This is a genomic window from Rhodoferax mekongensis, assembly GCF_032191775.1.
Lineage (GTDB): Bacteria > Pseudomonadota > Gammaproteobacteria > Burkholderiales > Burkholderiaceae_C > Allorhodoferax > Allorhodoferax mekongensis.
This window is the reverse complement of record NZ_CP132507.1, coordinates 668270-694835: the sequence shown is the minus strand read 5'-3', so window position 1 is coordinate 694835 and position 26566 is coordinate 668270. Positions and strand designations below refer to the sequence as shown.

25 protein-coding genes are annotated in these 26566 nt (G+C 60.5%); 13 read left to right on the top strand and 12 right to left on the bottom strand.

Annotation, left to right across the window (positions count from 1 at the left end; translation table 11 throughout):
• Window positions 1–18 precede the first annotated feature (18 nt).
• Entirely contained in the window at window positions 19–702 is a 684-nt protein-coding gene (ypfH, locus tag RAN89_RS03385) for an esterase (protein WP_313868251.1), read from the bottom strand.
• Window positions 703–706: 4 nt separating this feature from the next.
• Window positions 707–1912 carry a multidrug effflux MFS transporter gene (locus RAN89_RS03380; RefSeq protein ID WP_313868250.1) on the bottom strand — a complete coding sequence of 402 codons (1206 nt, stop codon included), beginning with the start codon at window positions 1910–1912 and terminating at the stop codon, window positions 707–709.
• A gap of 133 nt (window positions 1913–2045) precedes the next feature.
• Here RAN89_RS03380 and RAN89_RS03375 point away from each other — a divergent pair, with 133 nt between their 5' ends.
• The 9 genes from RAN89_RS03375 (at window position 2046) to RAN89_RS03335 (ending at window position 9833) form a co-directional block, all read left to right on the top strand.
• Window positions 2046–2579, top strand: a complete 534-nt coding sequence (locus RAN89_RS03375; RefSeq protein WP_313868249.1) for a heme NO-binding domain-containing protein — start codon at window positions 2046–2048, stop codon at window positions 2577–2579.
• 4 nt (window positions 2580–2583) lie between these two features.
• Window positions 2584–3942, top strand: coding sequence for an ATP-binding protein (locus RAN89_RS03370; protein ID WP_313868248.1), 1359 nt, complete (start codon window positions 2584–2586; stop codon window positions 3940–3942).
• A 160-nt stretch (window positions 3943–4102) separates the two neighbouring features.
• Window positions 4103–4585, top strand: coding sequence for a rubrerythrin family protein (locus RAN89_RS03365; protein ID WP_313868247.1), 483 nt, complete (start codon window positions 4103–4105; stop codon window positions 4583–4585).
• Between the two features lie 100 nt (window positions 4586–4685).
• A complete protein-coding gene (locus RAN89_RS03360; RefSeq protein ID WP_087495845.1) occupies window positions 4686–4850 on the top strand; it encodes a rubredoxin in 165 nt (54 codons plus the stop codon).
• A 104-nt stretch (window positions 4851–4954) separates the two neighbouring features.
• Window positions 4955–6142, top strand: coding sequence for an NAD(P)/FAD-dependent oxidoreductase (locus tag RAN89_RS03355; RefSeq protein WP_313868246.1), 1188 nt, complete (start codon window positions 4955–4957; stop codon window positions 6140–6142).
• Window positions 6143–6298: 156 nt separating this feature from the next.
• The gene (locus tag RAN89_RS03350; protein ID WP_313868245.1) at window positions 6299–8659 is read left to right on the top strand and encodes an NADP-dependent malic enzyme; all 2361 of its coding nucleotides are present in this window, start codon (window positions 6299–6301) and stop codon (window positions 8657–8659) included.
• Between the two features lie 199 nt (window positions 8660–8858).
• Window positions 8859–9203, top strand: a complete 345-nt coding sequence (locus tag RAN89_RS03345) for a guanyl-specific ribonuclease (protein ID WP_313869332.1) — start codon at window positions 8859–8861, stop codon at window positions 9201–9203.
• A 34-nt stretch (window positions 9204–9237) separates the two neighbouring features.
• Complete coding sequence (locus RAN89_RS03340; protein ID WP_087495841.1) at window positions 9238–9639, top strand: barstar family protein; 402 nt, start codon at window positions 9238–9240, stop codon at window positions 9637–9639.
• A gap of 56 nt (window positions 9640–9695) precedes the next feature.
• Window positions 9696–9833 (top strand): hypothetical protein, encoded by a 138-nt coding sequence (locus RAN89_RS03335; RefSeq protein WP_313868244.1) that lies wholly within the window; start codon window positions 9696–9698, stop codon window positions 9831–9833.
• A gap of 86 nt (window positions 9834–9919) precedes the next feature.
• On the opposite strand, the gene rsmA is transcribed toward RAN89_RS03335, so the two are convergent.
• From rsmA to RAN89_RS03320, 3 genes are read right to left on the bottom strand one after another with little or no spacing between them, the layout of a single operon-like run.
• Entirely contained in the window at window positions 9920–10717 is a 798-nt protein-coding gene (gene rsmA / locus RAN89_RS03330) for a 16S rRNA (adenine(1518)-N(6)/adenine(1519)-N(6))-dimethyltransferase RsmA (RefSeq protein ID WP_313868243.1), read from the bottom strand.
• Window positions 10714–12024: a peptidylprolyl isomerase gene (locus RAN89_RS03325; RefSeq protein WP_313868242.1), complete on the bottom strand. Its 1311-nt coding sequence runs from the start codon at window positions 12022–12024 to the stop codon at window positions 10714–10716. Before RAN89_RS03325 ends, rsmA begins: the two co-directional genes overlap by 4 nt.
• Window positions 12025–12029: 5 nt before the next feature.
• Entirely contained in the window at window positions 12030–14402 is a 2373-nt protein-coding gene (locus tag RAN89_RS03320) for an LPS-assembly protein LptD (protein ID WP_313868241.1), read from the bottom strand.
• Between the two features lie 90 nt (window positions 14403–14492).
• On the opposite strand from RAN89_RS03320, the gene RAN89_RS03315 reads away from it, so the two are divergent.
• From RAN89_RS03315 to RAN89_RS03305, 3 genes are all read left to right on the top strand, one after another.
• Window positions 14493–15629 carry an aminoglycoside phosphotransferase family protein gene (locus tag RAN89_RS03315; protein WP_313868240.1) on the top strand — a complete coding sequence of 379 codons (1137 nt, stop codon included), beginning with the start codon at window positions 14493–14495 and terminating at the stop codon, window positions 15627–15629.
• A 76-nt stretch (window positions 15630–15705) separates the two neighbouring features.
• Window positions 15706–16431, top strand: coding sequence for a 16S rRNA (uracil(1498)-N(3))-methyltransferase (locus RAN89_RS03310; RefSeq protein ID WP_313868239.1), 726 nt, complete (start codon window positions 15706–15708; stop codon window positions 16429–16431).
• Window positions 16428–17597 carry an MFS transporter gene (locus tag RAN89_RS03305; protein ID WP_313868238.1) on the top strand — a complete coding sequence of 390 codons (1170 nt, stop codon included), beginning with the start codon at window positions 16428–16430 and terminating at the stop codon, window positions 17595–17597. Before RAN89_RS03310 ends, RAN89_RS03305 begins: the two co-directional genes overlap by 4 nt.
• Here RAN89_RS03305 and RAN89_RS03300 read toward each other — a convergent pair.
• The 6 genes from RAN89_RS03300 to metX form a co-directional block, all read right to left on the bottom strand.
• On the bottom strand, window positions 17572–18171 hold the full coding sequence (locus RAN89_RS03300) for a chalcone isomerase family protein (protein ID WP_313868237.1): 600 nt from the start codon (window positions 18169–18171) through the stop codon (window positions 17572–17574). The genes RAN89_RS03305 and RAN89_RS03300 overlap by 26 nt on opposite strands.
• A gap of 29 nt (window positions 18172–18200) precedes the next feature.
• Window positions 18201–20291, bottom strand: coding sequence for a putative bifunctional diguanylate cyclase/phosphodiesterase (locus RAN89_RS03295; protein WP_313868236.1), 2091 nt, complete (start codon window positions 20289–20291; stop codon window positions 18201–18203).
• A complete protein-coding gene (locus RAN89_RS03290; RefSeq protein ID WP_313868235.1) occupies window positions 20292–21134 on the bottom strand; it encodes an alpha/beta hydrolase in 843 nt (280 codons plus the stop codon).
• A gap of 14 nt (window positions 21135–21148) precedes the next feature.
• Window positions 21149–22627 (bottom strand): M20/M25/M40 family metallo-hydrolase, encoded by a 1479-nt coding sequence (locus RAN89_RS03285; RefSeq protein WP_313868234.1) that lies wholly within the window; start codon window positions 22625–22627, stop codon window positions 21149–21151.
• Window positions 22628–22715: 88 nt separating this feature from the next.
• Entirely contained in the window at window positions 22716–23297 is a 582-nt protein-coding gene (gene metW / locus RAN89_RS03280; protein WP_313868233.1) for a methionine biosynthesis protein MetW, read from the bottom strand.
• On the bottom strand, window positions 23294–24526 hold the full coding sequence (metX, locus tag RAN89_RS03275; RefSeq protein WP_313868232.1) for a homoserine O-succinyltransferase MetX: 1233 nt from the start codon (window positions 24524–24526) through the stop codon (window positions 23294–23296). The genes metW and metX overlap by 4 nt, the downstream gene beginning before the upstream one ends.
• A 270-nt stretch (window positions 24527–24796) precedes the next feature.
• Here metX and RAN89_RS03270 point away from each other — a divergent pair, with 270 nt between their 5' ends.
• Window positions 24797–25999, top strand: coding sequence for an ammonium transporter (locus RAN89_RS03270; RefSeq protein WP_313868231.1), 1203 nt, complete (start codon window positions 24797–24799; stop codon window positions 25997–25999).
• 60 nt (window positions 26000–26059) lie between these two features.
• On the opposite strand, the gene RAN89_RS03265 is transcribed toward RAN89_RS03270, so the two are convergent.
• Complete coding sequence (locus RAN89_RS03265; RefSeq protein ID WP_313868230.1) at window positions 26060–26545, bottom strand: DoxX family protein; 486 nt, start codon at window positions 26543–26545, stop codon at window positions 26060–26062.
• Between the last annotated feature and the right edge of the window lie 21 nt (window positions 26546–26566).

The window sequence follows — 26566 nt, the reverse complement described above, 5'->3', positions numbered from 1 at the left end:
GGTCCGATAACGGGTAGATCAGTCCTCGGCGGTATCGTCCTGTTCGGCCGCTTGGTGGACGGCCTCCCAGTGGCGCTTGGGCAGGTGGCCGAGCAGGCGCTCGACCGCCGTGTCCACCACATCCTGATTCACCTCATGGCCTACGAAGGGGATGACGTCGGCCGTCACATCCGAGCCCAGGCTCACCAGGTGCTCTGCCGCCGTCACGGTGTAGCCGTAATGCATGACCTTGTCAGCCTTGCCGTGCACAAAGTGCAGGGTGGTATTGGCGTGCGGTGCCTTGGGCAGTTGGGCGAAGCGGCCCGACAAGGCGAGCACGCGGCCGGCCAGAAAGACATCTTGCTGGGTGGATTCCAAGGCCATGATGGCGCCCTGCGAAAAGCCCACCAGCGCTGTGGCCTCGGGGCTGACGCCGGCGCGGGCTTGCCACTCCTGCACGGCCTTCACAAATGCGGGCATGGCCGCAGCCACGCGCTCAGGGCGGTTCTCTTCGGTGATCCCGACCACTGAAAACCACTGGTAGCCCTGGCCGAGGTCAGAGGCCTGTGGCCCTTGCAAGCTGACCACCAGCGCTTCCGGAAACTCTTGCGCCAGACGCCGGCCAAACGGCACCAAGCCCTCAGGCGTGGCGCCCACACCGTGGTGCAACATGAAAAGTTGTTGGGGGGTGCCTGCCGGCTGTTGAACGACGATGTCTGTCATGGGCTTACTCCTTGTCTTGTGCGGCCGCGCGGCCTGCATGGCGCAATGTGATGCGGGCCAGCACCCACGCAACGATAGCCGAACCTGCAATGCCGGCCACCATGGGGCGGGCCGTGCCATCCGCCATGGCACCCGTCACTGCCATGACCACCGCACCGGTCACGAACTGCAGGGTACCCATCAAGGCCGAAGCGGTGCCGGCAATTTCGCCATGTTCATCCAGCGCCAACACCGCTGTAGTCGGCACCACCAGGCCCAAGAAACCGTAGCCTATAAACAGCATGCCCAGCATCACATCCAGCCGCTCCATACCGCTGAGGTTGACTGCCAACAGCAGGGTCATCGTCAGCGCATAGCCCACCACCGCAAACTTCACCAGCTTGACCAGGCCGAAGCGGGCGCTGAGCTTGCCGGTGAACTGCGAAATGCCGATGAAAGACGCCGCGTTGGCCGCGAACGCGATGCTGTACTGCCGGGGCGTGAGGCCGTAGTGGTCGATCAGCACAAACGATGAATTGGCCAAGTAGGCAAAGAAGCTGGAGATCCCGAAGGCACCGATGAACACCAGGCCCAGAAAATGCCGGTCCTTCAACAGCACGCCGTAAGCGGCCAACGCACTGCCAAAGCTGCTGTTGACGCGGTCTTCCGGCGGGCGGGTTTCGGGCAGGCTGGTGGCCAACAGCACCAGGCCCAACAAGGCGGCTACGGTCACAGCCCAGAAAACGGCGCGCCAACCAAACACTTCAATCAGCACACTGCCGGCCAGAGGCGCGAGAATGGGCGACACGCTGAACACCAGCATGAGCAGCGACATGTGCCGCGCGGCGTCATGCCCGGTATGCAGATCGCGCACCACCGCGCGCGGAATCACCATACCGGCGCAGGCGCCCAGCCCCTGGATGAAGCGCAGCACCACCAGGGTTTCAATGTCCGGCGCCAGCGCGCAGCCCACGCTGCCCAAGGCGAACAACACGAGACCAAAGTACAGGGGCGCCTTGCGACCCAGCATGTCCGACACCGGGCCGTAAATGATCTGGCCCACGCCCAGCGAGATAAAAAACGCCATCAGGCTGGCCTGCACCGCACCCATGGAAGCCCCCAGGCTTTGGCCGATGGAGGGCAGGGCGGGGAGGTACATGTCAATGGCAAACGGGCCGATGGCCGACAGCAAGCCGAGCACCAGGGCGGTGCCGAAGAAGGAAGTTTTCATAGGGGCGCGAGCATACCCCCGCCGCGTTACACGCGGGGCCGGTGTGTGATTGAAGGTGAATGCGGGCGCTTTTTCCTGCACGTTTTGGCTCGGGCTGGGCTATAAAGCGGAAACCCCCTAAAGGAGATTGCGCATGAAAGGCATGGTCTTTACCGAGTTTCTGGAAATGGTGGAGGACAAGTTCTCTGCCGATATGGTGGACGACATCATTGACGACAGTGCGCCTCCCAGCGGCGGTGCGTACACAGCAGTCGGCACCTACGACCACAATGAGCTCGTAGGCATGGTAGTCGCCCTCTCGCAGCGCTCGGGCCTGCCGGTGCCGGCGCTGGTACATGCCTTTGGTGTGCACCTGTTCGGACGCTTTCATGCGCTGTACCCCGCGTTTTTCGGCGGCATAACTTCGGCGGTCGATTTCTTGTATGGCATCGAGTCGGTGATCCATACCGAAGTGCGCAAGCTCTACCCGGACGCCCAGCTGCCCAGCTTTGATTGCGAGCGTTTACCGGACGGCTTGAACATGCTTTACGCCTCCCCCCGGCACTTCGGTGATCTGGCTGAGGGCCTGATTGCCGGTGCAGTCGCCCACTTCGGGGACCCGGTCAACGTCACTCGCGTCAACTTACCGGATGGGGCTATCCGCTTCGAACTCCGCAACAAAGCCTGACTGCGTGACAGATTCCGCTGCCCCGCCCCCGCTGGACCCTCATGCTGAAGCCCTGAGGCGCATGCAGGGGCGGCTGGACCGCGAGAAATCGGCGCGCAAACAGGCGGAACATTTGCTGGAAGAAAAAAGCCTGGCCCTGTTCCAAGCCAACCAGGTGCTGGAACAGCGGGTGAGCGAGCGTACCGCCGAACTCCGAGCCGCACTGGTACAGGCCGAGGCGGCCAACGTGGCTAAAAGCCGCTTTCTGGCGATGATGAGCCACGAAATACGCACGCCCATGAACGGCGCACTCGGCCTGACCGAGCTCCTGAAATCCACGCCCCTGAATGACGAGCAGGCCGGCTATGTGGACAACATCCTCATGGCGGGAAATGCCCTGCTCAGCCTGATCAACGACATCCTGGACTTCTCCAAGATCGAAGCCCACCAGATGGAGTTGGAGCGCATACCCTTCAATCCCCGACAGGTGGTGCAGGACACCCTGGCGCTGTTCCGCACACAGGCAGAAGCGAAAGGTTTGGCCTTGCATCTGGACATCGATGACCATGTGCCGGACCGTGCAACCGGGGACCCCAACCGCATTCGGCAGGTGTGGATGAATCTGGTGGGCAACGCGCTCAAGTTCACTGCAGACGGAGAGATACGCGTAACGCTGCTCTGCACACCCGAGGGCTTGCGTTGCAGCGTCAAAGACACCGGTATTGGCATGAGTGCGGAGGTGATGTCGCAGTTGTTTGAGCCCTTCAAGCAGGGCGACAGTTCCATTTCCCGCAAGTTCGGCGGCACCGGTCTGGGTCTGGTGATTTGCAAAGCGCTCATTGACCAGATGGGCTCTGCTTTGCAGGTCCAAAGCACGCCCGGAGTCGGGACGGAGTTCAGTTTTACCTTGTCGCCCGCTTCTTTGGGCCTGTCTGCGCCTGAGGCTTGGACGCGACCTGTAGAAGCTAGCGCTGAAGCGGCGCCCGCGGCTCACATGGATTTGTCGGGGCTGCGTATCCTGCTGGTGGATGACCAGCCTCTCAACCGCCTGCTGGCCCGAAACCAGCTCAAACAGTTGGGCTGCCCGCCGCACAAGGAGGCCGAGAACGGCCTGCTCGCCCTGGAGCGACTCCAAGAGGCAGAGTTCGATGTGGTGCTGATGGACATGCAAATGCCGGAGATGGACGGCATCACGGCCGCCAAGGCCCTGCGCGCCATGCCCTTGGCCCGGCAACCTCTGGTCATTGCCATGACGGCCAATGCCTACGCGGAAGACCGTATCGCCTGCATGGAAGCCGGGATGGATTTGTTTTTGAGCAAACCTGTGCAACTCGACACCTTGCGCCAGGCATTGAACCAGGCAGGCACCCTGCGGGCTTCCTGATTTCCTAACAAAAGCGTGGCACGCCGCCCCTTTGGGACTACAAAAGATAGTTTCTATCTATAGATTAGTCAAGTGCGATTGGCTTTATTGAGGCGCAGTACCTACCATTCACTCCATGCCGCAGAAATGGTTTCTGTAGCCAACGCCCCAGGAGATGACCATGAGCACCGCACAACGCCCCGAGATCAAGACATTTGCCAATCTGGAAGCCGCCTTCGCCGGCGAGTCCATGGCGCATATCAAGTACCGCTATTTCGCCAAGCTCTCCCGCGAGATGGGCGATGAATCGACGGCCCGCGCCTTTGAAGAAACCGCCGACCAGGAAGTCATGCACGCATTCGGTCACCTGGACTTGCTGTACCCCAAGGCCACCATGACGCCGGCCAAGGCCTTGCAAATCGCCATCGACGGCGAGACCTACGAGTACAGCGAGATGTACCCGGGATTCCGTGCCACGGCAGAGGCCGAAGGCAATGCCGCCGCTGTTGCCGAGATGGACGAGCAGATTGAAGAAAGCAAAGTGCATGCAGCCCAGTTCAAGGCGACTCTGGAGAAAGCCCAGAAACGTTTCGCCGCCCTGGCCCGCGTCGAGGAGCGCCACGCCAACCACTACAAGTCGCAACTGGCAACCCTGACCGCTTAAGCCTGTCTTCAGCAGGCTGCTTTACGCTACTAATTTCATAGCTGGTCACGCATATTCCACCCGGGCCAGCAATCCCTTTGACTCTTGATCTTTGAACACCATGAAAACCTATATCTGCATCGTTTGTGGCTTTGTGTATGACGAAACTGCCGGCCGCCCCGAGGACGGCATTGCGCCCGGCACCTTGTGGGCCGATGTGCCCGAGAGCTGGGAGTGCCCGGACTGTGGCGTAGCCAAAGCGGACTTCGAGGTCGTTACGATCTAGGCCATCCGGCCCCAAGCCCACCCACAGGAAATCACGATGAATCGCAACGCCCCACCGACCCCACTCCGCCCCACTGCCCACAACCACTGCACAGGAGCCAGCGCATGAGCAGCTCTCCTGTCATCGTGATCGGTAGCGGCGTGGCCGGTTGGACCACGGTGCGTGAGTTCCGCAAGCTCGACGCCCACACTCCGGTGGTACTGGTGACCACCGACAGCGGGGACTTCTATGCCAAGCCCACGCTTTCCAACGCTTACGCCCAAAAGCGGGGTCCCGCGCAACTGGTGACGACCCCCGCGGCCAAAATGGCCGAGACCCTGCAAGTCACGCTGATGGACCATGCACGTGCGGAGAGCCTGGACACTAGCGCCAGGACCCTCACGGTGCGTCAGGGGGACGTTGCGCAAACCTTGGGCTACCGCCAGCTCGTACTCGCGACCGGTGCTCACCCGATTCGCATTCCCTTGCAGGGCGACGCTGCCGACCGCGTGCGCTCCATCAACACACTTGACGATTTCGCGGGTTTCCACGCCGCACTGGGTGTGGACGCCACCGTGCCAGGCAGTGGCGAAGGCAAAACCGTCGTGGTGATGGGTGCCGGCCTGATCGGCTGCGAGTTTGCCAACGACCTCGCGCTAGCCGGTGTCCAGGTCCATGTGGCGGACCCCGCTGCAAGGCCCCTGGCTGCTTTGTTGCCCGCCGATGCTGGCGAACAATTGCAGGCCGCTTTGTCCGGCCTGGGCGTGCAATGGCACTTCGGCACCTCGGTCGCATCGGTGAATGCGGATGCCAACGGAAAGCTGCTGGCCACCCTGGCGGATGGCAGCACATTGCCGGCCGATTTGGTACTCAGCGCCATTGGCTTGCGCGCCGATACCGCTCTGGCACTGGCCGCCGGGCTGGCCTGTGAACGGGGTGTCCTTGTCAACACCCGCTTGGAAACCTCCGCCGCGGATGTCTACGCCCTGGGCGACTGTGCCCAGTACGAGAGCGCCGGTCAACGCACCCTCCCTTATGTCATGCCCGTAATGACTGCAGCGCGCGCACTGGCCGCCACCTTGGCAGGCACACCCACCGACGTGGTGTTTCCCTTGATGCCGGTCAGCATCAAAACACCGGCTTTGCCTATTGTGGTCGCCGCAGCGCATCCCGCCACGGCGGGCCAATGGGAGGCGGAAGGCGGTGAGGGTGCCTGGCGTTTTGTGGATTCGGCCGGTCAGCAACGGGGCTTTGTGCTGGCGGGCAAGAGCACTGCACGCCGCATGGAAATGGCCAAGCTCACTGTGGCGTGAGGGCGCCAAAGCACTGGTCATAACCCCATACGCCATTCGCATAAAGTTGGCCTCCTCTGTAGCGGGGAGTTAGAGAGCCAAGCCTACAATGCAAAGCCCATTACCGTGCTGGGGCACGCCTCGTGTTGCGAGAGCCCCAGCCACAGAGGAAGCCGAATGACAGACCAGACCACGCCGCTCACGCCACGCCCCCCTGTTTCCAATTCCGCAGAGAAAAAAGCCCAGTTGCGGCAAGCGGCGCTGGAGTACCACGAGTTTCCCACCCCGGGCAAAGTAGCGATCAGCGCGACGAAGCAGCTCATCAACCAGCATGATCTGGCGCTGGCGTACTCCCCCGGTGTGGCAGCTCCGTGCGAAGAGATCGTCAAAGATCCGAACAACGCCTTCAAATACACCAGCCGCGGCAACCTGGTGGCCGTGATCACCAACGGCACTGCCGTGCTGGGTCTGGGCGACATTGGTCCGTTGGCGTCCAAGCCGGTGATGGAAGGCAAGGGCGTGCTGTTCAAGAAGTTCGCCGGCATTGATGTGTTCGACATCGAGATTGACGAAAAGAACGACCTCGACAAGCTGGTCGACATCATTGCTTCGCTGGAGCCTACCTTCGGCGGCATCAACCTCGAAGACATCAAGGCGCCCGACTGCTTCTATGTGGAGCGCAAGCTGCGCGAGCGCATGAGGATCCCGGTGTTCCACGACGACCAGCACGGTACCGCCATTTGCGTGGGCGCCGCCATCCTGAACGGCCTGAAAATTGCCGGCAAAGATCCCAAAAAGGTCAAGCTCGTGACCTCGGGTGCGGGTGCTGCGGCACTGGCCTGCCTGGGCTTGCTGGTCAAGTTGGGCATTCCACGCGAAAACATTTTCGTGACCGACTTGGCCGGCGTGGTCTATGAAGGCCGTACCGAGCTGATGGACGAGGACAAGATCCAGTTCGCCCAGAAAACCGATGCACGCACCTTGCGTGAAGTCATCGCGGGTGCAGACATCTTCCTGGGCCTGTCCGCCGGCGGCGTGCTCAAGCAGGACATGGTCAAGTCCATGGCGGACAAACCCCTGATCTTCGCGCTGGCCAACCCCACGCCCGAAATCCTGCCGGAAGAAGTCAAGGCCGTGCGCGACGACGCCATCATGGCAACCGGCCGCACCGATTACCCCAACCAGGTCAACAACGTCCTGTGCTTCCCCTATATCTTCCGGGGTGCTTTAGATGCCGGCGCATCCACCATCACCCTGGAAATGGAAATTGCAGCTGTCCATGCGATCGCCGAACTGGCACAAGCAGAGCAAAGTGAAGTGGTTGCAGCAGCCTATGTCGGCGAGCAGCTCGCTTTCGGCCCGGAGTACCTGATTCCCAAGCCTTTCGATCCGCGCTTGATGATGAAGATTGCACCTGCGGTGGCGCAGGCAGCGGCAGACAGCGGCGTGGCATTGCGCCCCATCCAGGACATGGACGCCTACCGCGAGAAGCTGCAAAGCTTTGTGTATGCCTCCGGCACCACCATGAAGCCCATCTTCAATGCTGCCAAGAAGGCCTTGAAGAAGCGCGTGGCCTACGCCGAGGGTGAAGACGAGCGGGTACTGCGTGCAGCCCAGATCGTGGTGGACGAGCGCCTCGCACTGCCTACCTTGATCGGACGTCCTGCGGTGATTGCCGAGCGTATCGAAAAATTTGGTCTGCGCCTCAAAGAAAACGTGGACTACAACGTGGTCAACGTAGAGCAGGACCACCGCTACCGCGACTTCTGGCAGTCCTACCATCGCATGACCGAGCGCAAAGGTGTCACGGTCCAGATGGCGAAGATTGAAATGCGCCGCCGTTTGACCCTGATTGGCGCCATGTTGCTCAACAAGGGCGATGTGGACGGCCTGATCTGCGGCACCTGGGGCACCACCGCCACGCATTTGCATTACATCGACCAGGTGATCGGCAAACGCGTTGGTGGCAGCCCCAGCACCCCGCAGGATGTGCAGATTTACGCCTGCATGAACGGCCTGATGCTGCCCAACCGCCAGGTCTTTCTGGTGGACACCCACGTCAACTACGACCCGACCGCCGAACAGCTGTGCGAAATCACGGTCATGGCCGCCGAAGAAATGATGCGCTTCGGCTTCAAGCCCAAGGCTGCTTTGCTGAGCCACTCCAACTTCGGCAGCAGTAACGAACCCAGCGCCATCAAAATGCGCCGCACCCTCGAACTGCTGCGTGAACAAGCCCCTTGGCTGGAAGTGGACGGCGAGATGCACGGTGACGTCGCACTGGATGGCGCAGCCCGCAAGGCGCTGATGCCCAATAGCACCCTGCACGGTGATGCCAACCTGCTGGTGCTGCCGAATATCGACGCTGCCAACATTGCCTACAACCTGCTCAAGACTGCAGCAGGCGGCAATATCGCCATCGGACCGGTGCTCTTGGGTGCGGCCAAACCGGTGCACGTGTTGACTGCGAGCACGACCGTGCGCCGCATCGTCAATATGACAGCCCTGACGGTCGCCGACGCCAACGCTACACGCTGAGTTTTCGGGGCAGTTAGTGCCCACTCTGCGTGTAAAAATTGTGTAAGGGCTTGCTTATTTATTGGGCAAGCCCTTGCTTTTTTGTGCCGAATACGCGACACTAGTGGCTTACTTTTTCGGGTTAACCCGCGGTAGTCGTAAAGGATTCTGGGTGCACAAGGGAGTTATCAAGTTAGTACTTACTGGCTTGTTTTTCGCGGTGGCATGGTCTGCCGGTGTCTCCTCTGCCAAAGAAGCTCCGGCTTTTGTTGCAGAGTCGACTGTTGCACTTGCCAGCCTGCCCCCCCAAGCCCGTACGACCTACAACCTGGTTCTGCAAGGTGGTCCTTTTCCCTACGACAAAGACGGCGACGTCTTCGGCAACCGGGAGCGGCTTCTGCCCTTGCAGCCCCGAGGGTTTTACCGCGAGTACACCGTGAAGACGCCCGGAGCGTCCAATCGGGGAGCCCGAAGAATTGTGTGTGGTGGCAAGCAAGCCACTGCACCTCAAGCCTGTTATTACACGGCCGATCACTATGCGAGTTTTCGCAAGATCGTGCCCTGAGCCGAATTTTGTACTTTGAGAAAGAGAATCGGGGATGGATACGCCACTTCGAACTGTCAGAACGAATATCGTTCAATCGATACGCGCATTTCGCGTATCGGACCTGCAGGAAGCCGCACAAGGCTTGGGTCACCACTTTCTGTACGCCAACCTGGCTAACGCCCAGACCAAGCAGGACGTGCTGGACATGATCGGCCAGCAATTCATGCTGCCGACCACGGTCAGCAAGAACTTTGACGCGCTGTACGACAACCTGACCGACCCTGTGCACAAGTCGGGCCCTCAGCCCGGTTTTGTGGCGGTGCTGGAACACATTCCCGCGAACGTCAAATTCGACAAGGAAGCGCGCGAACAGCTCTTGGACATCTTCCGTGACACCGCGGACTACTGGGGAGACCGGAAAATTCCTTTCCGATGCTTCTATTCTTTTCTGTAGCCCGTTCTGCACAAACCAGCCAAGCAGAACGGGCGAACGAGGCAAGCAGCGAAGCCGTGGCAGAAATTGCCATTGCAGAGCCGATTACCGACACCGGCGAAAAAATGCCGACCGACAAGTTGTTGGATGTGTCTCCCCTTGCGTTGCGCATGAGCAGCCCCTTTAACGCGGGATACTGGTTGGCAGCCGCCTGATCAGTACGGTAGGGAAGCAAAAAGGCCTGTCTGTGACAGGCCTTTTTCCATAGGAGCTCCAAAAGCAAACGCGCTCTAACGGGTAGTTAAGCCTTCAGCGATTGCACCAAAGCCACATACTCTTCCACCGGAACCTCCTGGGCGCGACGTTGCACGTCAAACTGGCCTGAAAAACCCTTCTGCTCCAGCCAGGCCCCCAGTGTGTGGCGCAGCAACTTGCGACGCTGGCTAAACGCCACCTGCACCATTTCCGAAAACAGCCCCACATCCAACAATGGCGGCTGGGCCAGGGGCACCATGCGCACCACGGCGCTATTGACCCGGGGCGGGGGATCGAAGCATTCCGGAGGAACAAACAGCACGTCCTCCATCGCATAGCGCCATTGCAGCATCACACTCAGGCGACTGAAATCGGAGCTGTCAGGCGGGGCCACCATGCGATCAATCACTTCCTTTTGCAGCATGAAATGCTGGTCTTCAATGCACTTCACGTAGTCCAGCAAATGGAAAAGGATGGGCGTTGAGATGTTGTAGGGCAGGTTACCCACCACCCGGAGTTTGCGGGGTAAGCTCGCGGAGTCTGCTATATTTTCAGGAGCTGCTGGCGCAATGTCCGAGCGGCTGAAATCCACATTCAGCACATCGGATTCAATCACGTGGAGCTGCGGGTGACTGCGCAAACGCTTTGCCAGATCACGGTCCAGCTCAATCACGGTCAGGCGACCAAGACGCTCCACCAACGGCTGTGTCAGGGCCGCCAGACCGGGACCAATCTCGACCATCGGATCGCCAGGCTGGGGGTTGATGGCTTGGACGATCGCATCGATGATGCCGGAGTCCGACAAAAAGTGCTGGCCGAAACGCTTGCGCGCCAAGTGCTTCATTGCGGGGCCTCACGCATTTCCACAAAGGCGCGGGCGCGCACATCGCGCGCCCAAGCGGTGTAAGCCTCTTCATAGCGGCTCTGCCGCAACTGGGCGCGAACGGACTCGCGGATCTGTTGGGGGCTCAACTCCACGCGGCGCTTATCCACCAACTGAATCAGGTGTACACCGAAGCGAGACACCACCGGCGGACTGATAGCGCCTTCGTCTTGCAAGCGGTTCATAGCCTCTTCAAACTCAGGCACAAACATCCCCGGCGATGCCCAACCCAAATCACCCCCCTGTTCGGCCGACGAGTCCTGGGACATCTTGCGGGCCATGGACGCGAAATCGGTCTTTCCGCTCACGATCTGTTGGCGGGCATCGGCCAACCGGGCAATCGCCTGGGCCTGGGAAAGCTGGGGCGAATTGCGCAACAAAATGTGGCGGGCACGCGTTTGGACCACGGTCTGGACCAATCGGGTCGGCGCCTTGCGCTCCACCAGCTTGAGGATGTGGAAACCCGCGCCGGTGCGAACCACCTCAGAAACTTCGCCGACCTTCAAGTTTTGCGTAGCGGTCACAAAAGAAGGTGGCAACCGGTCACCGCGGCGCAAACCGATCTGACCACCATTGTTGCGGTCAGCCGCTGAGAACTCCTGGACCAGCTTGTTGAAGTCCTCGCCATCGCGCGCACGTTGCAGCACTCGCTGGGCTTTCACGAACAGTGCTGCCGCTTCTTCGCCATTGGCTTTCTCGGGAACCACGATCAGAATCTGCGCGAGATTGAGTTCCTGGGCAAAAGGGTCCGTGTTGTTGGCCTGCTGTTCCTGAATAACACGGTCCACATCGACATCCGACACTTTGATGGAGGACTCCACCTCGCGCTCATGCAAGCGGCTGAGGGTCAGCTGATCGCGCAGGCCATCGCGGAAAGACTGCACGGTCACACCATCCTTGGCGAGCTTCTGCCGCAGGGCAAGCACATCCACGCCGTTCTGGCTGGCCACGTTCTGCTCTGCACGATCGATAGCTGTGGCATCCATGCGGATCCCCTGCTCCCGGGCCAACTGCAACTGGGCCTTGTCGTTGATCATCCGCTCCAACACCAAGCGGCGAAGTTCTTCAGGAGCTGGCGCTGCCTGTCCCTGTTGCGTTAATTGCTGCGACACGCGCCGCACTTCAATGTTGAGCTCCTGAAAGGTAATGGGCTCGGAGTTCACCACGGCAACGATGTAGTCACCCGGAAGGGCCTGCTGGGCCAGCAGGGCCGGTGTTGCCACTGTCAGGAGGCACGCCAAGGCCCATGCGCGTACGCTGGATTTCATGGTTTTCAATCGTAGTTACTGAAGCGGCTGTTGGAGCCACCTGTTTCACGCAAGTTCTGGTAACGCGAAATATTGGATTTCAATGTCTGCAAGGGGCTGACTCCCAAGCGGGTAAAGCCGACGAACTCCAGCTCGAATTTGATACTGCTGGTCGAGGATGTGCTGCTGGTTTGCACACGCCCCACCACGACCCGGGCCAGCCAGCAGCCCGCATCGTACTCGACGCCCAGCAAGGTATCGACCATGCGGCTTTCGTTCAGGCTGTAGTTGAGCCGGCCCACCGCATAGTAGCGACCTTCACCAAGGCCCTTGCCACTCCCGGTGAACTGATCCGCATCACCCCACAAGTCATTCAAAGGCCACTGCCAGCTGAAATCGATTTGCTCACTCACATCACGCTGGAAGCGATAGGCTGCGTTGAATACCCGGTACGGTGATGGCGTGTAGCGCGCGCCTACCGTGACGCGGCTGGACTGGGCCGTCAACGGGTTGTACTGCACCGTGGAGTCCAGACCCCATTGACGAGAAAAATTGACGCCAGCGCCCAGCATGACGTCGCTCCAACCGGCCAAAGCCGGCGAAGTCGTGGAATTCAAGGTCACCAACTGGTCTTCAAACCGGTAGCGCTGGGCCACTCCGAAGCGGGCCAACTGCTCCCCGGTCTGTGCATCCAAAAAGCGGGTGGTCAGACCAAAGGTGACCAGGTTGTTGTCGGAAATCTTGTCGTGGCCGACGTAGGCATTCTCGGTAAAGATGCTGGCGAAGTTGAAATCGCTGGCGGCCGTGTCGTAATTGGGCAGGTAGCTCTGGTTGCGGTAGGGCGTGCGTACATAGAACAGGCGGGGCTCCAGTGTCTGGACGAGGTCGCGGTCGCGCCAGGCTGTCTCACGCTCGAATACCAGTCCCGCATCCACGCTGAAGGTAGGCACCGTACTGTCAGCGGAGCGATTGCCATTGTTGAGCGTTGAGTCAAATTGGTAGATCGATGTGTGCAACTGCAACTTTGGCGTAATGTAGCCCTCCGGTGCAATGAACGGCCGGCTCACTTGAGCCAAGCCATACAGACGCTGAGTATTTGGTTGTTTTGTCAGACTCTTGTCCGACTCAAACTGTGACACATCGCCTTGCAAAGACCAGTCAAAGCCGCGGTCGTTGAGCTGGCTGTACTGCACATTCAACTGGGTCAGGTCATAGGGCGGAGTGATCACCGAGCTGCTGGACTGCAAGGTTTGCCACTTCAGGGAACGTCCGGTCACGGTGTAACCTGAACGGGCCCAGGTGGCTTGCATGTCATTGGCCAGCGTACGCGAGGTCAGGGACCCTATGCTGCTGAAGTCACTCCAGTAGTTGTCATCGCTCACCCGGTTCAGGTTCAAGGTGTAAGCCACATTACCAAGATCCGTTCCGAGATTGCCAGTCTGGTTCAGCGTCGCACCCCAACGGTCGGCACTGCGCAGTTTGTCCGATGGCATGTAATTCGCCCGCAACACGCCGGAATAGGTGGGCTCCAGGTAACGGAACTCGCCCGCCACGGTCACGCCCCGCGCCGTCATCACAGTAGGGGTGACGGTCGCGTCCCGGTTGGGCGCAATGTTCCAGTAGTAAGGCACGCTCAGTTCTGTGCCATTCACGTCGCCCAATCCGATGGTGGGCGGCATGACACCGGATTTGCGGGCGTCACTCAAAGGAAAGCTGATCGCCGGCACCGGTAGCAGCGGGGTATCCTTGAAATACAAGTAGGCGCCGTGGGCAACCCCCACGTCCTCGCCGGTATCAAACTCAATATCAGCCGCACGCAACACCCAGTCCGGCACCCAATCCGGGCCGGGCTTGCGTCGACAGGTGGTGTACGTGGCATTGCGCACCACGGTGCGATCCGGATCAATGAATTCCGCCTTGGAGGCGTTGCCGTGCGCATCGTTCTGCAGAAAACGGTAGGTCGGAGACTCGAAGGTTCCTTCAAAGGCTTCTACCTTGAGGTCCAGCGACGGACCCTCAAACACATTGCCATTGCGATTAATGCGCACATTGCCGCTTGCCCGAGCCTGGTCGTCCGGCGCGTAGTACTCCAACCGATCGGCTTTGATCACGGTGCCGGGCTTGCGCATTTCCGCCTGGCCCTGGACGATTGTTTCGAGGTCAGGACGGCCGGTGATCTGCTCACCCATCAAGAACACTGGCGCGGCATCGCGCTGGGCTTGGTCTATGCCCTCCTGCAATCGCGGAGAGCTGTTGAGCGTGAGTGGCGCCTCGTCTGGAGTCTCCTGCGCCTGAACGGACATCTGCGCGCATGCCAAGGCCACCAGAGCCACAAGGCGGGTCAGCGGTGGCCGGCAGACAGGCGCCCCGGGGGGCAGGGCGCGCGAAGAAAAACGCATGGGGCGAAGGGCAGAAACCAGGAGTTGGATCAGGAATCCACACCGGACCGCACAGGGCGACACAGCGTGGCTTTGTAGAATGGATTATCCATGACCCCAAGCCCTCACACCGTGTCCTCAGCCACGCCCCCTTCCCCTACCGCCTCCGCTGCTCCCGCCCTGCAAGCGATTGTCTGGACTGACACCGCGCGCGAACAACGCTTCCACACGTGGTTCAAAAGCCTGCAATCCGGTTTTTCGCTGGAGCCGGCAACGCTGGGTCTGGCCTCTGCCGATGCAAGCTTTCGCCGCTATTTCCGGGTGCAAAGCGATCGGGGCAGTCTGGTCATCATGGATGCGCCCCCGGACAAAGAGAACTGCAAACCCTTCGTCGATATTGCCGCCCTGCTGAACCACGCGGGCCTGCGTGCCCCAAAAATACTGGCTTGGGACGAAGCCGACGGCTTCATGCTGCTCACCGACCTGGGCACACGCACCATGATGCAAACGATAGACCCGGCAAAGCCACCGCTGGACCTGTACCTGCATGCCGTCGACACCCTGGTGCAATGGCAGCTGGCCTCGGCCCCGGGTGTGCTGCCTCTGTATGACGAGGCTTTGCTGCGCCGCGAGTTGGAGCTTTTTCCTGAGTGGTACATAGCCCGCCACCGGAACTTCACGCTGGATGCGCCCATGCGCAAGACGCTGGACGACACATTTGCCTTGTTGATCCAGAACAACCTGTCCTGGCCCAGTGTCTATGTGCACCGGGACTTCATGCCGCGCAATCTGATGGTGCCCGATCTTGCGGAGATACCTTCCAAAGCCGACCCACGCTACCTTGGTGTGCTGGACTTCCAGGACGCCGTCTACGGCCCCATCACCTACGACATTGCCAGCCTGATGCGCGATGCGTTTTTGACCTGGGAAGAAGACTTCTGCCTGGACGTGACCATCCGCTACTGGGAAAAAGCCCGCAAAGCCGGCCTGCCGGTAGGCGAGGACTTCGGTGAGTTTTACCGTGGCGTGGAATGGATGGGCCTGCAACGCCACCTCAAGATTGCCGGCATTTTTGCCCGCCTGACCCTGCGCGACGGCAAGCCCAAATACCTGGCCGACACGCCCCGCTTTATCGACTACATCCGCAGCACCTGCAGCCGCTACATCCAGCTCAAGCCCTTGCTGCGTCTGGTGGAAAAGGTGGAGGGCATTGAGGTGCCGAATGTTTTCGCCTTCGGGCGCTCATAGTCAAATTGCGCACTGGCGCCCGTGGAATATGCGCAAACAGCTCCTGAATTTATAGCAAGCTCCGGCTTCCCCCTGTATGCCCCGTTTTTTCTGCGCTGCGGCGCTGGTCAGCGACACCGCTCTGGAACTGCCAGCGGGAGCCGCGCGCCATGTGCAGGTGCTGCGCCTGCAACCCGGCGACAGCATCACCCTGTTTGATGGACAAAGCGCTGACGAATTCGACGCCACCGTCACCCGCATGGGCCGCAGCGACGTGGCGGTTCAGGTCGGGCAGCGGCGCACCGTGGCCCGCGAGCCGGCGCGTCAGATTCACCTCGCCGTGGGCATGCCCGCCAACGACCGCATGGACTGGCTGGTGGAGAAGGCCACCGAACTCGGTGTGGCCAGCATCCAGCCCCTGATGACGGAACGCAGTGTGCTCAAGCTAAGTGGAGAGCGGGCCGACAAGAAAGTGGCTCACTGGCAAAGCGTAGCGGTGGCGGCCTGTGAACAGTGCGGCGGCAACCTGGTACCCGTGGTGCACCCCATGCAAACGCTGGCTCAGTGGCTCAAAAGTCCGAGCGCGCAATCAGATACCCCGCACCGTTTGCTGCTCTCTTTGCGTGCCGGTAGCACCCCAGTGGCCTCCTTGCCAGCCGGCTTGGCACCGGTCTGGTTTCTATCCGGTCCCGAAGGGGGCTTGAGCATCCATGAGGAAGATGCCGCTATCGCCGCCGGCTTCTCCCCGGCTTCCCTGGGCCCCCGCGTTCTGCGGGCCGAAACCGCTGCACTGGCAGCACTCACTTTACTGACTCAACCATGAACCGCAGCCTTTGGCTACTCGCTCTGTGCCAAGGGCTCTTCCTCACCAACAACGTCACCTTTATTGCCATCAACGGCCTGGTGGGTTTGAGCATGGCCCCTTACGGGTGGATGGCGACTTTGCCTGTCATGGGCTATGTGGTGGGCGGTGCTTTGGCGACGCCTCTGGTGGCCGCTACGCAGGCGCGCTTCGGGCGGCGGACCTCTTTCCAGATCGGGCTGGCAGTGGCAGTGGCCTCCGCGCTGGCCGGCGCGTGGGCCGTGGCTGCCCATCAGTTTTGGGGCCTGGTCGCCGCGACCGTCGTTGCCGGCTACTACAGCGCCAACGGCCAGCTCTACCGTTTTGCAGCAGCGGAACTGGCATTGCCTGCATTCCGGGAAAAAGCGGTTTCTCTGGTGCTGGCGGGCGGCCTCATCGGCGCGATTGCCGGACCCAACCTCGCGGCCCGCACACGCACGCTCATGGAGGTGCCGTTCACGGGTGCGTACTTGGTGCTGGCCGGCGTGGGGCTGCTGGCCATGGTGCTGATGGCGTTCGTCCGTTTTCCGGCACACCAGGCGCCGAATGCGGCTACCTCTACCGGTCGCCCCCTGAGCGAGATCGCGCGGCAGCCTGCATTCGTCGTGGCTTGCCTGAGCGCCGCCATGGGCTACGGAGTCATGAATCTGCTGATGGCAGCCACGCCGTTGGCCATGCAGCAATGTGGTCTGGGTTTTGATGACGCAGCCTCCGTGCTGGAGTGGCATGTCATCGGTATGTTTGCACCAGGGTTTTTTACCGGTCACCTGATTAAGCGCTTCGGCACCTTGCACATCATGGCCGTCGGCGTGGCGCTCAATCTCTTGTGTGTGGCCATCGCGTTGAGTGGTGTGGAGCTGCAGCAGTTTGTGCTGTCTTTGTTCCTGCTGGGTGTGGGTTGGAATTTCTTGTTCACCGGCAGCACCACATTGGCGCTGACGGCTTATCGCCCCGAGGAAAAAGACCGAGCCCAGGCAGCCGTCAACTTCTGCGTGTTTGCCGTGATGGCCCTGAGCTCATTGGCCTCAGGCGCACTGGTGGTGACGCAGGGCTGGACATGGCTGAACATCGGCTCCATCCCTCCACTGGTCCTCACCGCAGCTGCCCTGCTGTGGCTGCAGGTCAAAGGCCGAGCAGCGCGTCCTTGAGCTTGAAGTCGGCCGGGACCGGGCCGATCCAGATCTTGAGCACCATGTCAAAAAACTCGGCGTCTCCGATGGGCGCGCCCTGGGCTTGGCCCTGAATGTAAAAGGTGGTGCCTCTGCCGGGCACAAATTCCATGGCGAAGGTATCGCCTGCCGTGAGCTTGGGCTTGCCCGAAAAAATCTCGATCAAGCGGGTGCTGGATGCAGCGTGCTTTTGCACTTGGTCCGCCGGCGAATTGCTGGACAGACCTTTGATGAAAGCGATACCGAGGTCCGTGCCCGGCAGATCGCGCAGCGCCACGAAACTGAGGCGCTTGGGGCCCTGCATCGCAATGATGGCCTCAGGAGTGTTGCCCTTGGCAGAGGTATACAGCGCCATGTCGTACACACGGAAAATCGCCTTGTAGCGGGTACCCGCGCCATTGAGCTGTAAAGGCACGCCCTGCACCGCGGCCTTCGCTTCGAAGTTGCTGCTCACCGTCGCCGCATGGGCTTGCACTGCCACCGTCCCGATGGCACTCCAAAGAGCCAGTGTCAGGACACTGGCGCGGAGGTGTTGGTGTGTGGGTGTTGTCATCTTTTTCTCTCCCTTTTCTCTTGTAAAAATTATGTTCGTCGGTTCAGGAGCCACTGCTCCAAGGCCTCCACCGTCAGTGGTTTTGCGATCCAATAACCCTGCAGGGTGTGACAGCCGATGTCCTGCAGGAAGGCACGCTGCTCTTCGGTCTCCACCCCCTCAGCGACCACATTCAGGCTCAAGGCCTCGGCCAGTCCCACCACGCCTTTGACAATGGCGCGAGAGTCGCTGTCGGTGGCTGTATCGTTGACGAAAGAGCGGTCGATCTTGAGCTGGTTGGGTCGCAGGCGCTTGAGATAGGCCAGCGACGAATAGCCGGTACCGAAGTCATCAATCGCAATGCCAACCCCGATCTGGCGCAAGCGTTCGATGATGCGCTGGCTGGTTTCGGTTTCCGCCATCAGCACACTCTCGGTAATCTCAATTTCAAGGCGCTGCGGGGGAATGCCACTGGCATCCAGCGCTGCCTGCAGACTGTCGAGCAAGCGGTGGTCACGGAACTCCAGCGCTGACACATTGACCGCCATGTTACCGATATGGATGCCACGCGCGGACCAGTCCGCCAACTGGCGGCAGGCCTCCCGGAGAGTCCAGACACCCATCTCGGCAATACGCCCCGACTCTTCTGCCAACCCAATGAACTGGGCAGGGTACAACAGGCCACGGGTCGGGTGCTGCCAGCGCACCAGTGCCTCTACCGCTACCATCTCGCCGGTTTTGGCGGAGACCTGCGGCTGATAGTGCAGCACCAGCTGGTCATGGCCAATCGCGTAGGCCAGCTCCTGCTCCAACTCCAGGTTGGCCTGCAGGCGGGAATTCAGCTCGGAGTGGAAATAGCTGTACCTGGCGCGCCCCAGCGTCTTGGCCTGATACACCGCGATATCGGCATGCTTGACCAGGGTCTCAAAGTCCTGCCCGTCTTCGGGGTAGAGAGAAATACCGATACTGGCTGACACCTTGACAGGGGCATTGGCCAACACCACCGGTGCCTCAATGGAGCGCAAGACCCGCTGCGCCATTTCACCCAGAGACTCCCAGTGCTCAATGTCACGCACCAGCACCAAAAACTCATTGCCGCTCTGGCGGCAGACCACATCCACCTCACGCAACACCTCGCGCAATCGACGTGCCACTTCAATCAGCAAGGCATCGCCGGCCGCGTGACCCATGGAGTCATTGACGGCCTTGAAGCGGTCCAGATCGATGAAGAAGATGCCGAACTGCTGATCATTGCGCTGTGCAGACAGCATTTCACGCTGCACCAGATCGATAAACAGCGAGCGGTTCGGCAAGCCGGTCAGTTGGTCGTAAAACGCCATTTGCTGCAGCTGCGCATTCTTGTTACCGAGCTGGGTGAACAGGCCGCGCAACTCCTCTTGCACACGGCCCAAATGGCGACCCAACAGACCGAGCTCGTCCTGCCTGCGCCATACAAACACCTGACCCGGGCCGTCGTCCCGGCTGTGGTCCAGCAAAGCGCTGGCGTGTTCTTTAAGACGCTCGATAGGACGCAGCACGCGGGACACCAGCACCGGCATCAGCACCGCCAGAATGGCCAGCACCTGCAAGGCCACCAGCACCAGCATCTGGTCGCGCCGCGCCTGCAACAGGCCCTGGCCGTAAGAGGCGTCAAACCAGACCACCAGCGTGCCCAGGGGCTCCCCTGATCGGATCACACTTTGCGTGCGGCGGGTCAGTCGGCCGGCGGCCGTATCTTTGTCCAGCGAGCCGGCAAAGTCCGGCCGGATGCGCTCCATCTCCGGAGTATTGGCCAGCCCGTCCTCGATACGTACCGCTACGACTTGCGGGCTCTCCAGCAGGCGGGCGGCCGCGGCGTCCAGAGCTACACGATCCACCACCCACATCGGTTCGGCAATAGACACACTGCCAATTTTCATCAGCGCAGTTTCACTCTGGGTCAGCAAAGCTTTTTGGGACTTTTCCGCCAATTGCTGCTCGAGGGTGAGTAGCAACATCGCAGGCAGGGTCACGCCGATCACCACCACCAGCATCATGGTGTAGCGCAGGGGCAAGCCCTCGCGGATTCGCAAGCGCAACTTCTTCCAGCTCAACGCAATGGATGCCAACGGAGTTACCCCGGGTTCAATGCTGGGCTGCACTCAAAACCGCTGGTCCAGCCAGCTGCGCATGGCGGCAAACACCGGTGTGGCATCTTTTTCATTGAAGATCTCGTGATACAGCGCATCAAAGCACACTGAGGTCACCTGGTCTTTGGGGGCCGCAGCCGCAAAGTCACGACTGCCCTGCGGGTTCACCAGACGATCATCCCCTGCGTACATCAGCAAGGTGGGAACCTTCCATTGCGGGGCGGCGGCCACGGTCGCCGGCCCCTCGGTAGAGAAAAAGCGGGCCAAACGGGCGGAGATGCGGTCATGCACCAGTGGGTCCGAGGTGTAAGCCTTCACCACAGCGGGGTCATGCGAAATGAAGGTAGGGTTCAGGCCATTGCCTACGCGCAGGTTGGGGGCGATTGTTGGCAACACCGCAACCAGGAATTTCTGGAATGCATTCATGCCCGGATTCAGGGCAGGGGAGGACATGATGAGCGCCTCTACCTTGCGAAGCCCCAAGGACACAAAGCGCCCGGTCACCAGACCGCCCATGCTGTGCCCCAACAGAATCAGCGGAGTTCCGGGTTCCATGCGGGCACGTGTACTGTCGATGATGTCGGCCAGGTCATCCAGCAAGCGGGTATCGGAGGGCAGACTACCGGGCAAGCCGCTGCTCTCGCCGTGGCCGCACTGGTCATAGCCGCGCACTGCAAAGCCCCAGGCATTGAGTTGTTGCGCGACATGGTCGTAGCGTCCGGCATGCTCGCCCAGCCCGTGGACGATGAGCACAACGCCGCGGGGTGTCACACCCGGATCTAACGGCCAATCTTGGACGGCGAGGTTTTCGCCGTCGCTGGCGGTGAAGGTACTCAGAGTGGATTCAGAAGCCATGCTTTGCTACCGGTTCAAGGAAAACGGGAAATCACCTGTGCCACTGCGGCAGTGAGTTTTTTGGCATACGGCACATGCAAAAACTCATTCGGTCCATGGGCATTGCTCTTGGGGCCCAGCACACCACACACCATCATCTGTGCTTTCGGGAAGCCCTTGGACAGCATGTTCATGAGCGGGATCGTACCGCCCTGACCAATGTGGCCACAGGGCGCTCCGAAGTGCGCATTCGAGGCGTCATTCAATGCTGCATCGAACCAGGGCGCGGTGTCCGGAGCATTCCAGCCGGTGGCGCTGGACAGCCCTTCAAACGTGACTTTGGCCTGGTAAGGCGCGTTGTCTTCCAAGAGCGTCTTCAACTCCTGGACGGCAGACGCCGCCTCCACCAAAGGTGGCAGACGCAGACTCAACTTGAACGCGGTGTAAGGCCGCAGCACGTTTCCGGCATTTTTGATGTCAGGAAAGCCATCTGCGCCGGTGACACTCAGCGTGGGCTGCCAAGTGCGCTTGAGCAAGGCCTCGAGCGGGTCCGAGGTGGTGGGCAACGCGAAGGTAGTGGCGCCACCGCAGTCATAGTGCGCCCAGGGAAAGCGCTTGAACAATTCATCACCCAATATTCCGGCAGTCGCCCGCGCTTGCTGCATGCGCTCGGCAGGGACTTCGCAGTGGAAGTTGGCAGGCAACAAATGGCCGGTTTTGCTGTCCTCCAAGCGGTCCAGCACCTGGCGCAGGATGCGGAAGCTCGAAGGCACGAGGCCACTGGCGTCTCCTGAGTGAATGCCCTCGGTCAGGATTTCGACCTTCAACACGCCGCTGGCCATGCCACGCAGGCTGTTGGTCAACCATAGTTGGTCGTAATTGCCCGCTCCGGAGTCCAGGCACACCACCAGCCCCACATCACCCAAGCGGGGCTTGAGTGCGTCGACATAGTGGAGCAGGTCGTAAGAGCCACTTTCCTCACAGGTCTCGATCAGGCCGACCACTCGCGGGTGACGCAGCTTCTGGTCTTTGAGCGCCTGCAGTGCGGAAATTGCCGCATAGGCAGCGTAGCCGTCGTCCGCGCCGCCACGGCCATACAGCTTGCCGTCCTCGTATTTGGGGGTCCAGGGACCCAAGTCGTTGCGCCAACCTGAGAACTCCGGCTGCTTATCCAGATGGCCATACATGAGCACGGTTTCGCCGGACGCAGGTACCTCGCCAGCCTCACCGCCACTGGCGGGTATTTCAAAAAAGATGACCGGAGTACGACCCTCCAGCCGGATGACCTCCAGCTGCAGGCCGGGAACTTTCTGGGCCTCGATCCACTGGGCGGTATTGCGCACCACGGTGTCCAGCAAACCGGCCTCCGACCATTGCGCGTCAAACATCGGCGACTTGGCCGGAATACGGATGTATTCCTCCAAACGATGGACGATGTCCGTGTCCCAGGCAGCACTGACGTGCTCAAGGGCCTGGGCGGTATGGAATACAGAGGATGGAACGCGGGCGTTCATGGGGCTCCTGATACAGATTCGGCGCGGGGCATCCATCATGCCATGCGCAGCCTGAATCTTGCTGGAGGCTTACCCGCAGTCGACTGCTTTAACGTGCCAATTTGTACACAGAAGTGCCGGCCCGCAGGTTGGGCAGGAAGCGGACCGTCTGACCATCCTGCAAACCAAAGCTGTCCAACACGCGCAAACCATTGCGCTGCGCCAGAACAGCCAGGTCCGCATGGGTGCCGACGCGGATGTTGGGCGTGTCGTACCACTGGTAGGGCAATCGCTTGGTCACGGGCATGCGCCCTTGCAAAATGCTCACGCGGTTAGGCCAATGGGCAAAGTTGGGGAAGGCCACAATGCCCACCCGTCCGACACGGGCCGTCTCAATCAACATGGTTTCGGCATTGCGCAAGTGCTGCAGGGTGTCGATCTGCAGCACCACATCGAAGCTGGCGTCCTCAAACACGGTAAGCCCCTGGTCGAGGTTGAGCTGCAGCACATTCACGCCGCGTTTGACACAAGCCAGCACATTGGCATCGTCCAGCTCCACGCCGTAGCCGCTGCAGCCCCGCTCGCGCTGCAAGTAGTCCAGCATGGCGCCGTCGCCACAACCCAGGTCGAGCACCCGCGAGCCTTGAGGCACCAGGCTGGCAATCGCGTGCAAGGTATTCAAGTCGGTCATGCTGCTGTTACCCCCACACTTGTCGCTTCGCGTACTGCGCTGCCCCCCAAGGGGGCGCTTTCCGCCTTGGGACGGCCCGGCGGCGGACTACCCTCCAAACCATTAAAGATGCTATCAAAATAGGAGCGCATCACGCTCATGTAACGGGCGTCATCGAGCAAAAAAGCATCATGTCCGTGGGGTGCATCGATTTCAGCGTAACTGACCTCGCGCTTGTTATCCAACAAGGCCTTCACCACCTCGCGGCTGCGTTTGGGGCTGAAGCGCCAATCGGTCGTAAAGCTCACCAGCAAAAACTTGGCGCGGGTTCGGGCCAGGGCCCGGCTCAAGTCGCCGCCAAAGGCTTTGGCCGGGTCAAAGTAGTCCAGCGCGCGGGTGATCAGCAGATACGTGTTGGCATCAAAGTACTCCGCAAACTTGTCGCCCTGGTAGCGCAGGTAGCTCTCGATCTGGAACTCCACGTCCTGCGTGCTGTACTTGTAGCCGTTGGCGCTGGCCAGCACGGCGTCTTTGAGCTCGCGGCCAAACTTCTCGTTCATCACGTCATCGCTCAGGTACGTGATGTGGCCGATCATGCGGGCGATGCGCAGGCCGCGCTTGGGGATGACGCCATGCTCGTAAAAATGACCGCCATGAAAGTCGGGGTCGGTCACGATGGCACGGCGCGCAACTTCATTGAACGCAATATTCTCAGCCGTGAGGTTGGGCGCACTGGCCACCACCACCGCATGGCGCATGCGCTCGGGGTATTGCAGCGTCCAGCTCAGGGCTTGCATTCCGCCCAAGCTGCCACCCAAGACCGCGGCCAAGGTCTCGATACCCAACGCGTCCAACAATTTCGCTTGGGCGTTCACCCAATCTTCGACGGTGACCACTGGAAAGTCCGCGCCATAGACCTTGCCCGTGTCGGGGTGGGTGTGCATGGGGCCGGTGGAGCCGAAACAGGAGCCGAGGTTGTTGACGCCGATGACGAAAAACTTGTCCGTATCCACAGACTTGCCCGGGCCGATCATGTTGTCCCACCAGCCCTCGGACTTGTCCTGACCCTCATAAACACCCGCTACATGGTGCGAAGCGTTCAGGGCATGGCAGACCAGCACGGCGTTGGACTTGTCGGCGTTGAGCGTGCCGTAGGTCTCGTAACTCAAGGAATAGCCATGGATGGACTCCCCGCTTTGCAGCAGCAAAGGGGTATCAAAGCGCATGGTTTGGGGCGTGGCAATCAGCATAAAAACAAAACCCGGCAGCGCTAAACGCGGGCCGGGTTGCAATGCCAGAAGGCGGGTCCGTGTTTAGCTGAATTTATTAAGCGCCCGCAAGCTGGAGCAAATTGGCGCTGTGGGTGGCGAGTATAGCAAGGGACGCCTTTTTCGGGGTCCATCGCATCACCATGCACCAGCTTGGAATGTCTGGCGTGGTTTTTGCTTTATTTTGGTGCGCAAAGCCATTTTTCGATGGTTTTGCACCAATCAAAAGCATTTAACGACCAAAGGACTCGTATGGAAGCACTAAAACAGGGCGCGGATGCCTTGTTCATTTTGTTGGGCGCAATCATGGTGCTGGCCATGCACGCCGGTTTTGCCTTTCTGGAACTCGGCACCGTGCGCCGCAAGAACCAGGTGAACGCGCTGGTCAAGATCCTGGTGGACTTCTCGGTGTCTACCGTGGTGTATTTCGTGGTCGGGTACGCCGTGGCCTACGGCACCACCTTCTTTGTCGGTGCCGAGCAACTGGCCGCCAAGAACGGCTACGAGCTGGTGAAGTTCTTCTTTCTGCTGACCTTTGCCGCTGCCATTCCCGCCATCATTTCGGGCGGCATTGCCGAGCGGGCCAAGTTCTGGCCGCAGCTCATTGCCACGGCCGTCATCGTCGGTGTGGTCTACCCCTTCTTTGAAGGCATTGTCTGGAACCAGCACTTCGGCGTGCAAGCCTGGATCAAGGCGCTCACCGGCGACGAGTTTCACGACTTTGCCGGTAGCGTGGTGGTGCACGCCGTGGGCGGTTGGATCGCTTTGGGTGCCGTGCTCTTGCTGGGTGCCCGCAGCAACCGTTACCGCAAAGATGGCGCGATGTCGGCGCACCCGCCCAGCAGCATTCCCTTCCTCGCCTTGGGCGCGTGGATTTTGATCGTGGGTTGGTTCGGCTTCAATGTGATGAGTGCTCAGCTGCTCGACAAAATGTCCGGCCTGGTGGCGGTGAACTCGCTCATGGCCATGGTGGGCGGCACGCTGGTGGCCCTGCTCATGGGCAAAAACGACCCCGGCTTTGTGCACAACGGCCCGCTGGCCGGTCTGGTGGCCGTATGCGCCGGTTCCGACCTCATGCACCCGCTGGGCGCATTGGTGGTGGGCGGGGTGGCCGGCGCCATTTTTGTGGTCATGTTCACCCTGACCCAGAACAAATGGAAGATTGACGACGTGCTGGGCGTGTGGCCGCTGCACGGCCTGTGCGGCACTTGGGGTGGCATTGCAGCAGGCATTTTCGGTAGCACTGCATTCGGCGGCTTGGGTGGCGTCAACTTCATGGCCCAGCTCATCGGCACTGCCATGGGCGTTGCATGGGCAGCCGCGGCGGGCTTTGTGGTTTACGGACTGCTCAAGGCTACCGTCGGCCTGCGCATGAGCCAGGAAGAGGAATATGACGGCGCGGACCTCTCCATTCACAAAATCAGCGCATCGCCGGAGCGGGAAGCCAACTGGTAGTCATACCGCAAAAGCGGGTAGCTATGCTTTTTATAGCTGCCCGCGCATATTCGATGGGTGTTAGCGCCCATTTTTGTTGAAAAAACGGTCTACAGCCCATGCGCCCGGGCCATACAAAGCCAGAGTCAGCAACAACACACCCCAAGTGATGTGCTGCTGCAACGCTGCGGGTGCAATCTCGCTCAGGGACAGCACCGCCATCACGTTGACCACACTCAGGCCCAAGGCCGCAAACCGCCCCCCCAAGCCCAAGACCAACAAGACCGGCAATACGAGCTCACCCGCAGTGCCCATCCAGGCTGCCAGCTCCGGAGGCAGTAGGGGCACGTGGTATTCGTCCATGAACAAGGACAGTGTGATGTCCCAGTCACGCAGCTTGGTCAAGCCGGAAGAGAAAAATGCGTTCGCGACATACAGCCGCGCCAGCAAAGCAGCAGGCGCTTGCAAGGCGTCCAGTACACGGTGACCGCTTGCCACCAGCGTGGCAAAGCGCGTGAGCCAATGCCCGCCACCGGCGCGGGATGAGCTTGCCAATAGAGATTTCATACAGACTCTTTTCAAACACAG

What these genes read in the sequence shown, in the direction of transcription:
- RAN89_RS03305 (WP_313868238.1), top strand. Translation starts at nt 16,428, where the DNA reads ATGAACCGCAGCCTTTGGCTACTCGCTCTGTGCCAAGGGCTCTTCCTC.
- RAN89_RS03325 (WP_313868242.1), bottom strand. Translation starts at nt 12,024, where the DNA reads ATGAAATCCAGCGTACGCGCATGGGCCTTGGCGTGCCTCCTGACAGTG.
- RAN89_RS03285 (WP_313868234.1), bottom strand. Translation starts at nt 22,627, where the DNA reads ATGAACGCCCGCGTTCCATCCTCTGTATTCCATACCGCCCAGGCCCTT.
- RAN89_RS03310 (WP_313868239.1), top strand. Translation starts at nt 15,706, where the DNA reads ATGCCCCGTTTTTTCTGCGCTGCGGCGCTGGTCAGCGACACCGCTCTG.
- RAN89_RS03270 (WP_313868231.1), top strand. Translation starts at nt 24,797, where the DNA reads ATGGAAGCACTAAAACAGGGCGCGGATGCCTTGTTCATTTTGTTGGGC.
- RAN89_RS03300 (WP_313868237.1), bottom strand. Translation starts at nt 18,171, where the DNA reads ATGACAACACCCACACACCAACACCTCCGCGCCAGTGTCCTGACACTG.
- RAN89_RS03380 (WP_313868250.1), bottom strand. Translation starts at nt 1,912, where the DNA reads ATGAAAACTTCCTTCTTCGGCACCGCCCTGGTGCTCGGCTTGCTGTCG.
- RAN89_RS03355 (WP_313868246.1), top strand. Translation starts at nt 4,955, where the DNA reads ATGAGCAGCTCTCCTGTCATCGTGATCGGTAGCGGCGTGGCCGGTTGG.
- RAN89_RS03340 (WP_087495841.1), top strand. Translation starts at nt 9,238, where the DNA reads ATGGATACGCCACTTCGAACTGTCAGAACGAATATCGTTCAATCGATA.
- RAN89_RS03360 (WP_087495845.1), top strand. Translation starts at nt 4,686, where the DNA reads ATGAAAACCTATATCTGCATCGTTTGTGGCTTTGTGTATGACGAAACT.
- metW (WP_313868233.1), bottom strand. Translation starts at nt 23,297, where the DNA reads ATGACCGACTTGAATACCTTGCACGCGATTGCCAGCCTGGTGCCTCAA.
- rsmA (WP_313868243.1), bottom strand. Translation starts at nt 10,717, where the DNA reads ATGAAGCACTTGGCGCGCAAGCGTTTCGGCCAGCACTTTTTGTCGGAC.
- RAN89_RS03320 (WP_313868241.1), bottom strand. Translation starts at nt 14,402, where the DNA reads ATGCGTTTTTCTTCGCGCGCCCTGCCCCCCGGGGCGCCTGTCTGCCGG.
- RAN89_RS03315 (WP_313868240.1), top strand. Translation starts at nt 14,493, where the DNA reads ATGACCCCAAGCCCTCACACCGTGTCCTCAGCCACGCCCCCTTCCCCT.
- RAN89_RS03290 (WP_313868235.1), bottom strand. Translation starts at nt 21,134, where the DNA reads ATGGCTTCTGAATCCACTCTGAGTACCTTCACCGCCAGCGACGGCGAA.
- RAN89_RS03350 (WP_313868245.1), top strand. Translation starts at nt 6,299, where the DNA reads ATGACAGACCAGACCACGCCGCTCACGCCACGCCCCCCTGTTTCCAAT.
- RAN89_RS03365 (WP_313868247.1), top strand. Translation starts at nt 4,103, where the DNA reads ATGAGCACCGCACAACGCCCCGAGATCAAGACATTTGCCAATCTGGAA.
- RAN89_RS03375 (WP_313868249.1), top strand. Translation starts at nt 2,046, where the DNA reads ATGAAAGGCATGGTCTTTACCGAGTTTCTGGAAATGGTGGAGGACAAG.
- RAN89_RS03265 (WP_313868230.1), bottom strand. Translation starts at nt 26,545, where the DNA reads ATGAAATCTCTATTGGCAAGCTCATCCCGCGCCGGTGGCGGGCATTGG.
- metX (WP_313868232.1), bottom strand. Translation starts at nt 24,526, where the DNA reads ATGCTGATTGCCACGCCCCAAACCATGCGCTTTGATACCCCTTTGCTG.
- ypfH (WP_313868251.1), bottom strand. Translation starts at nt 702, where the DNA reads ATGACAGACATCGTCGTTCAACAGCCGGCAGGCACCCCCCAACAACTT.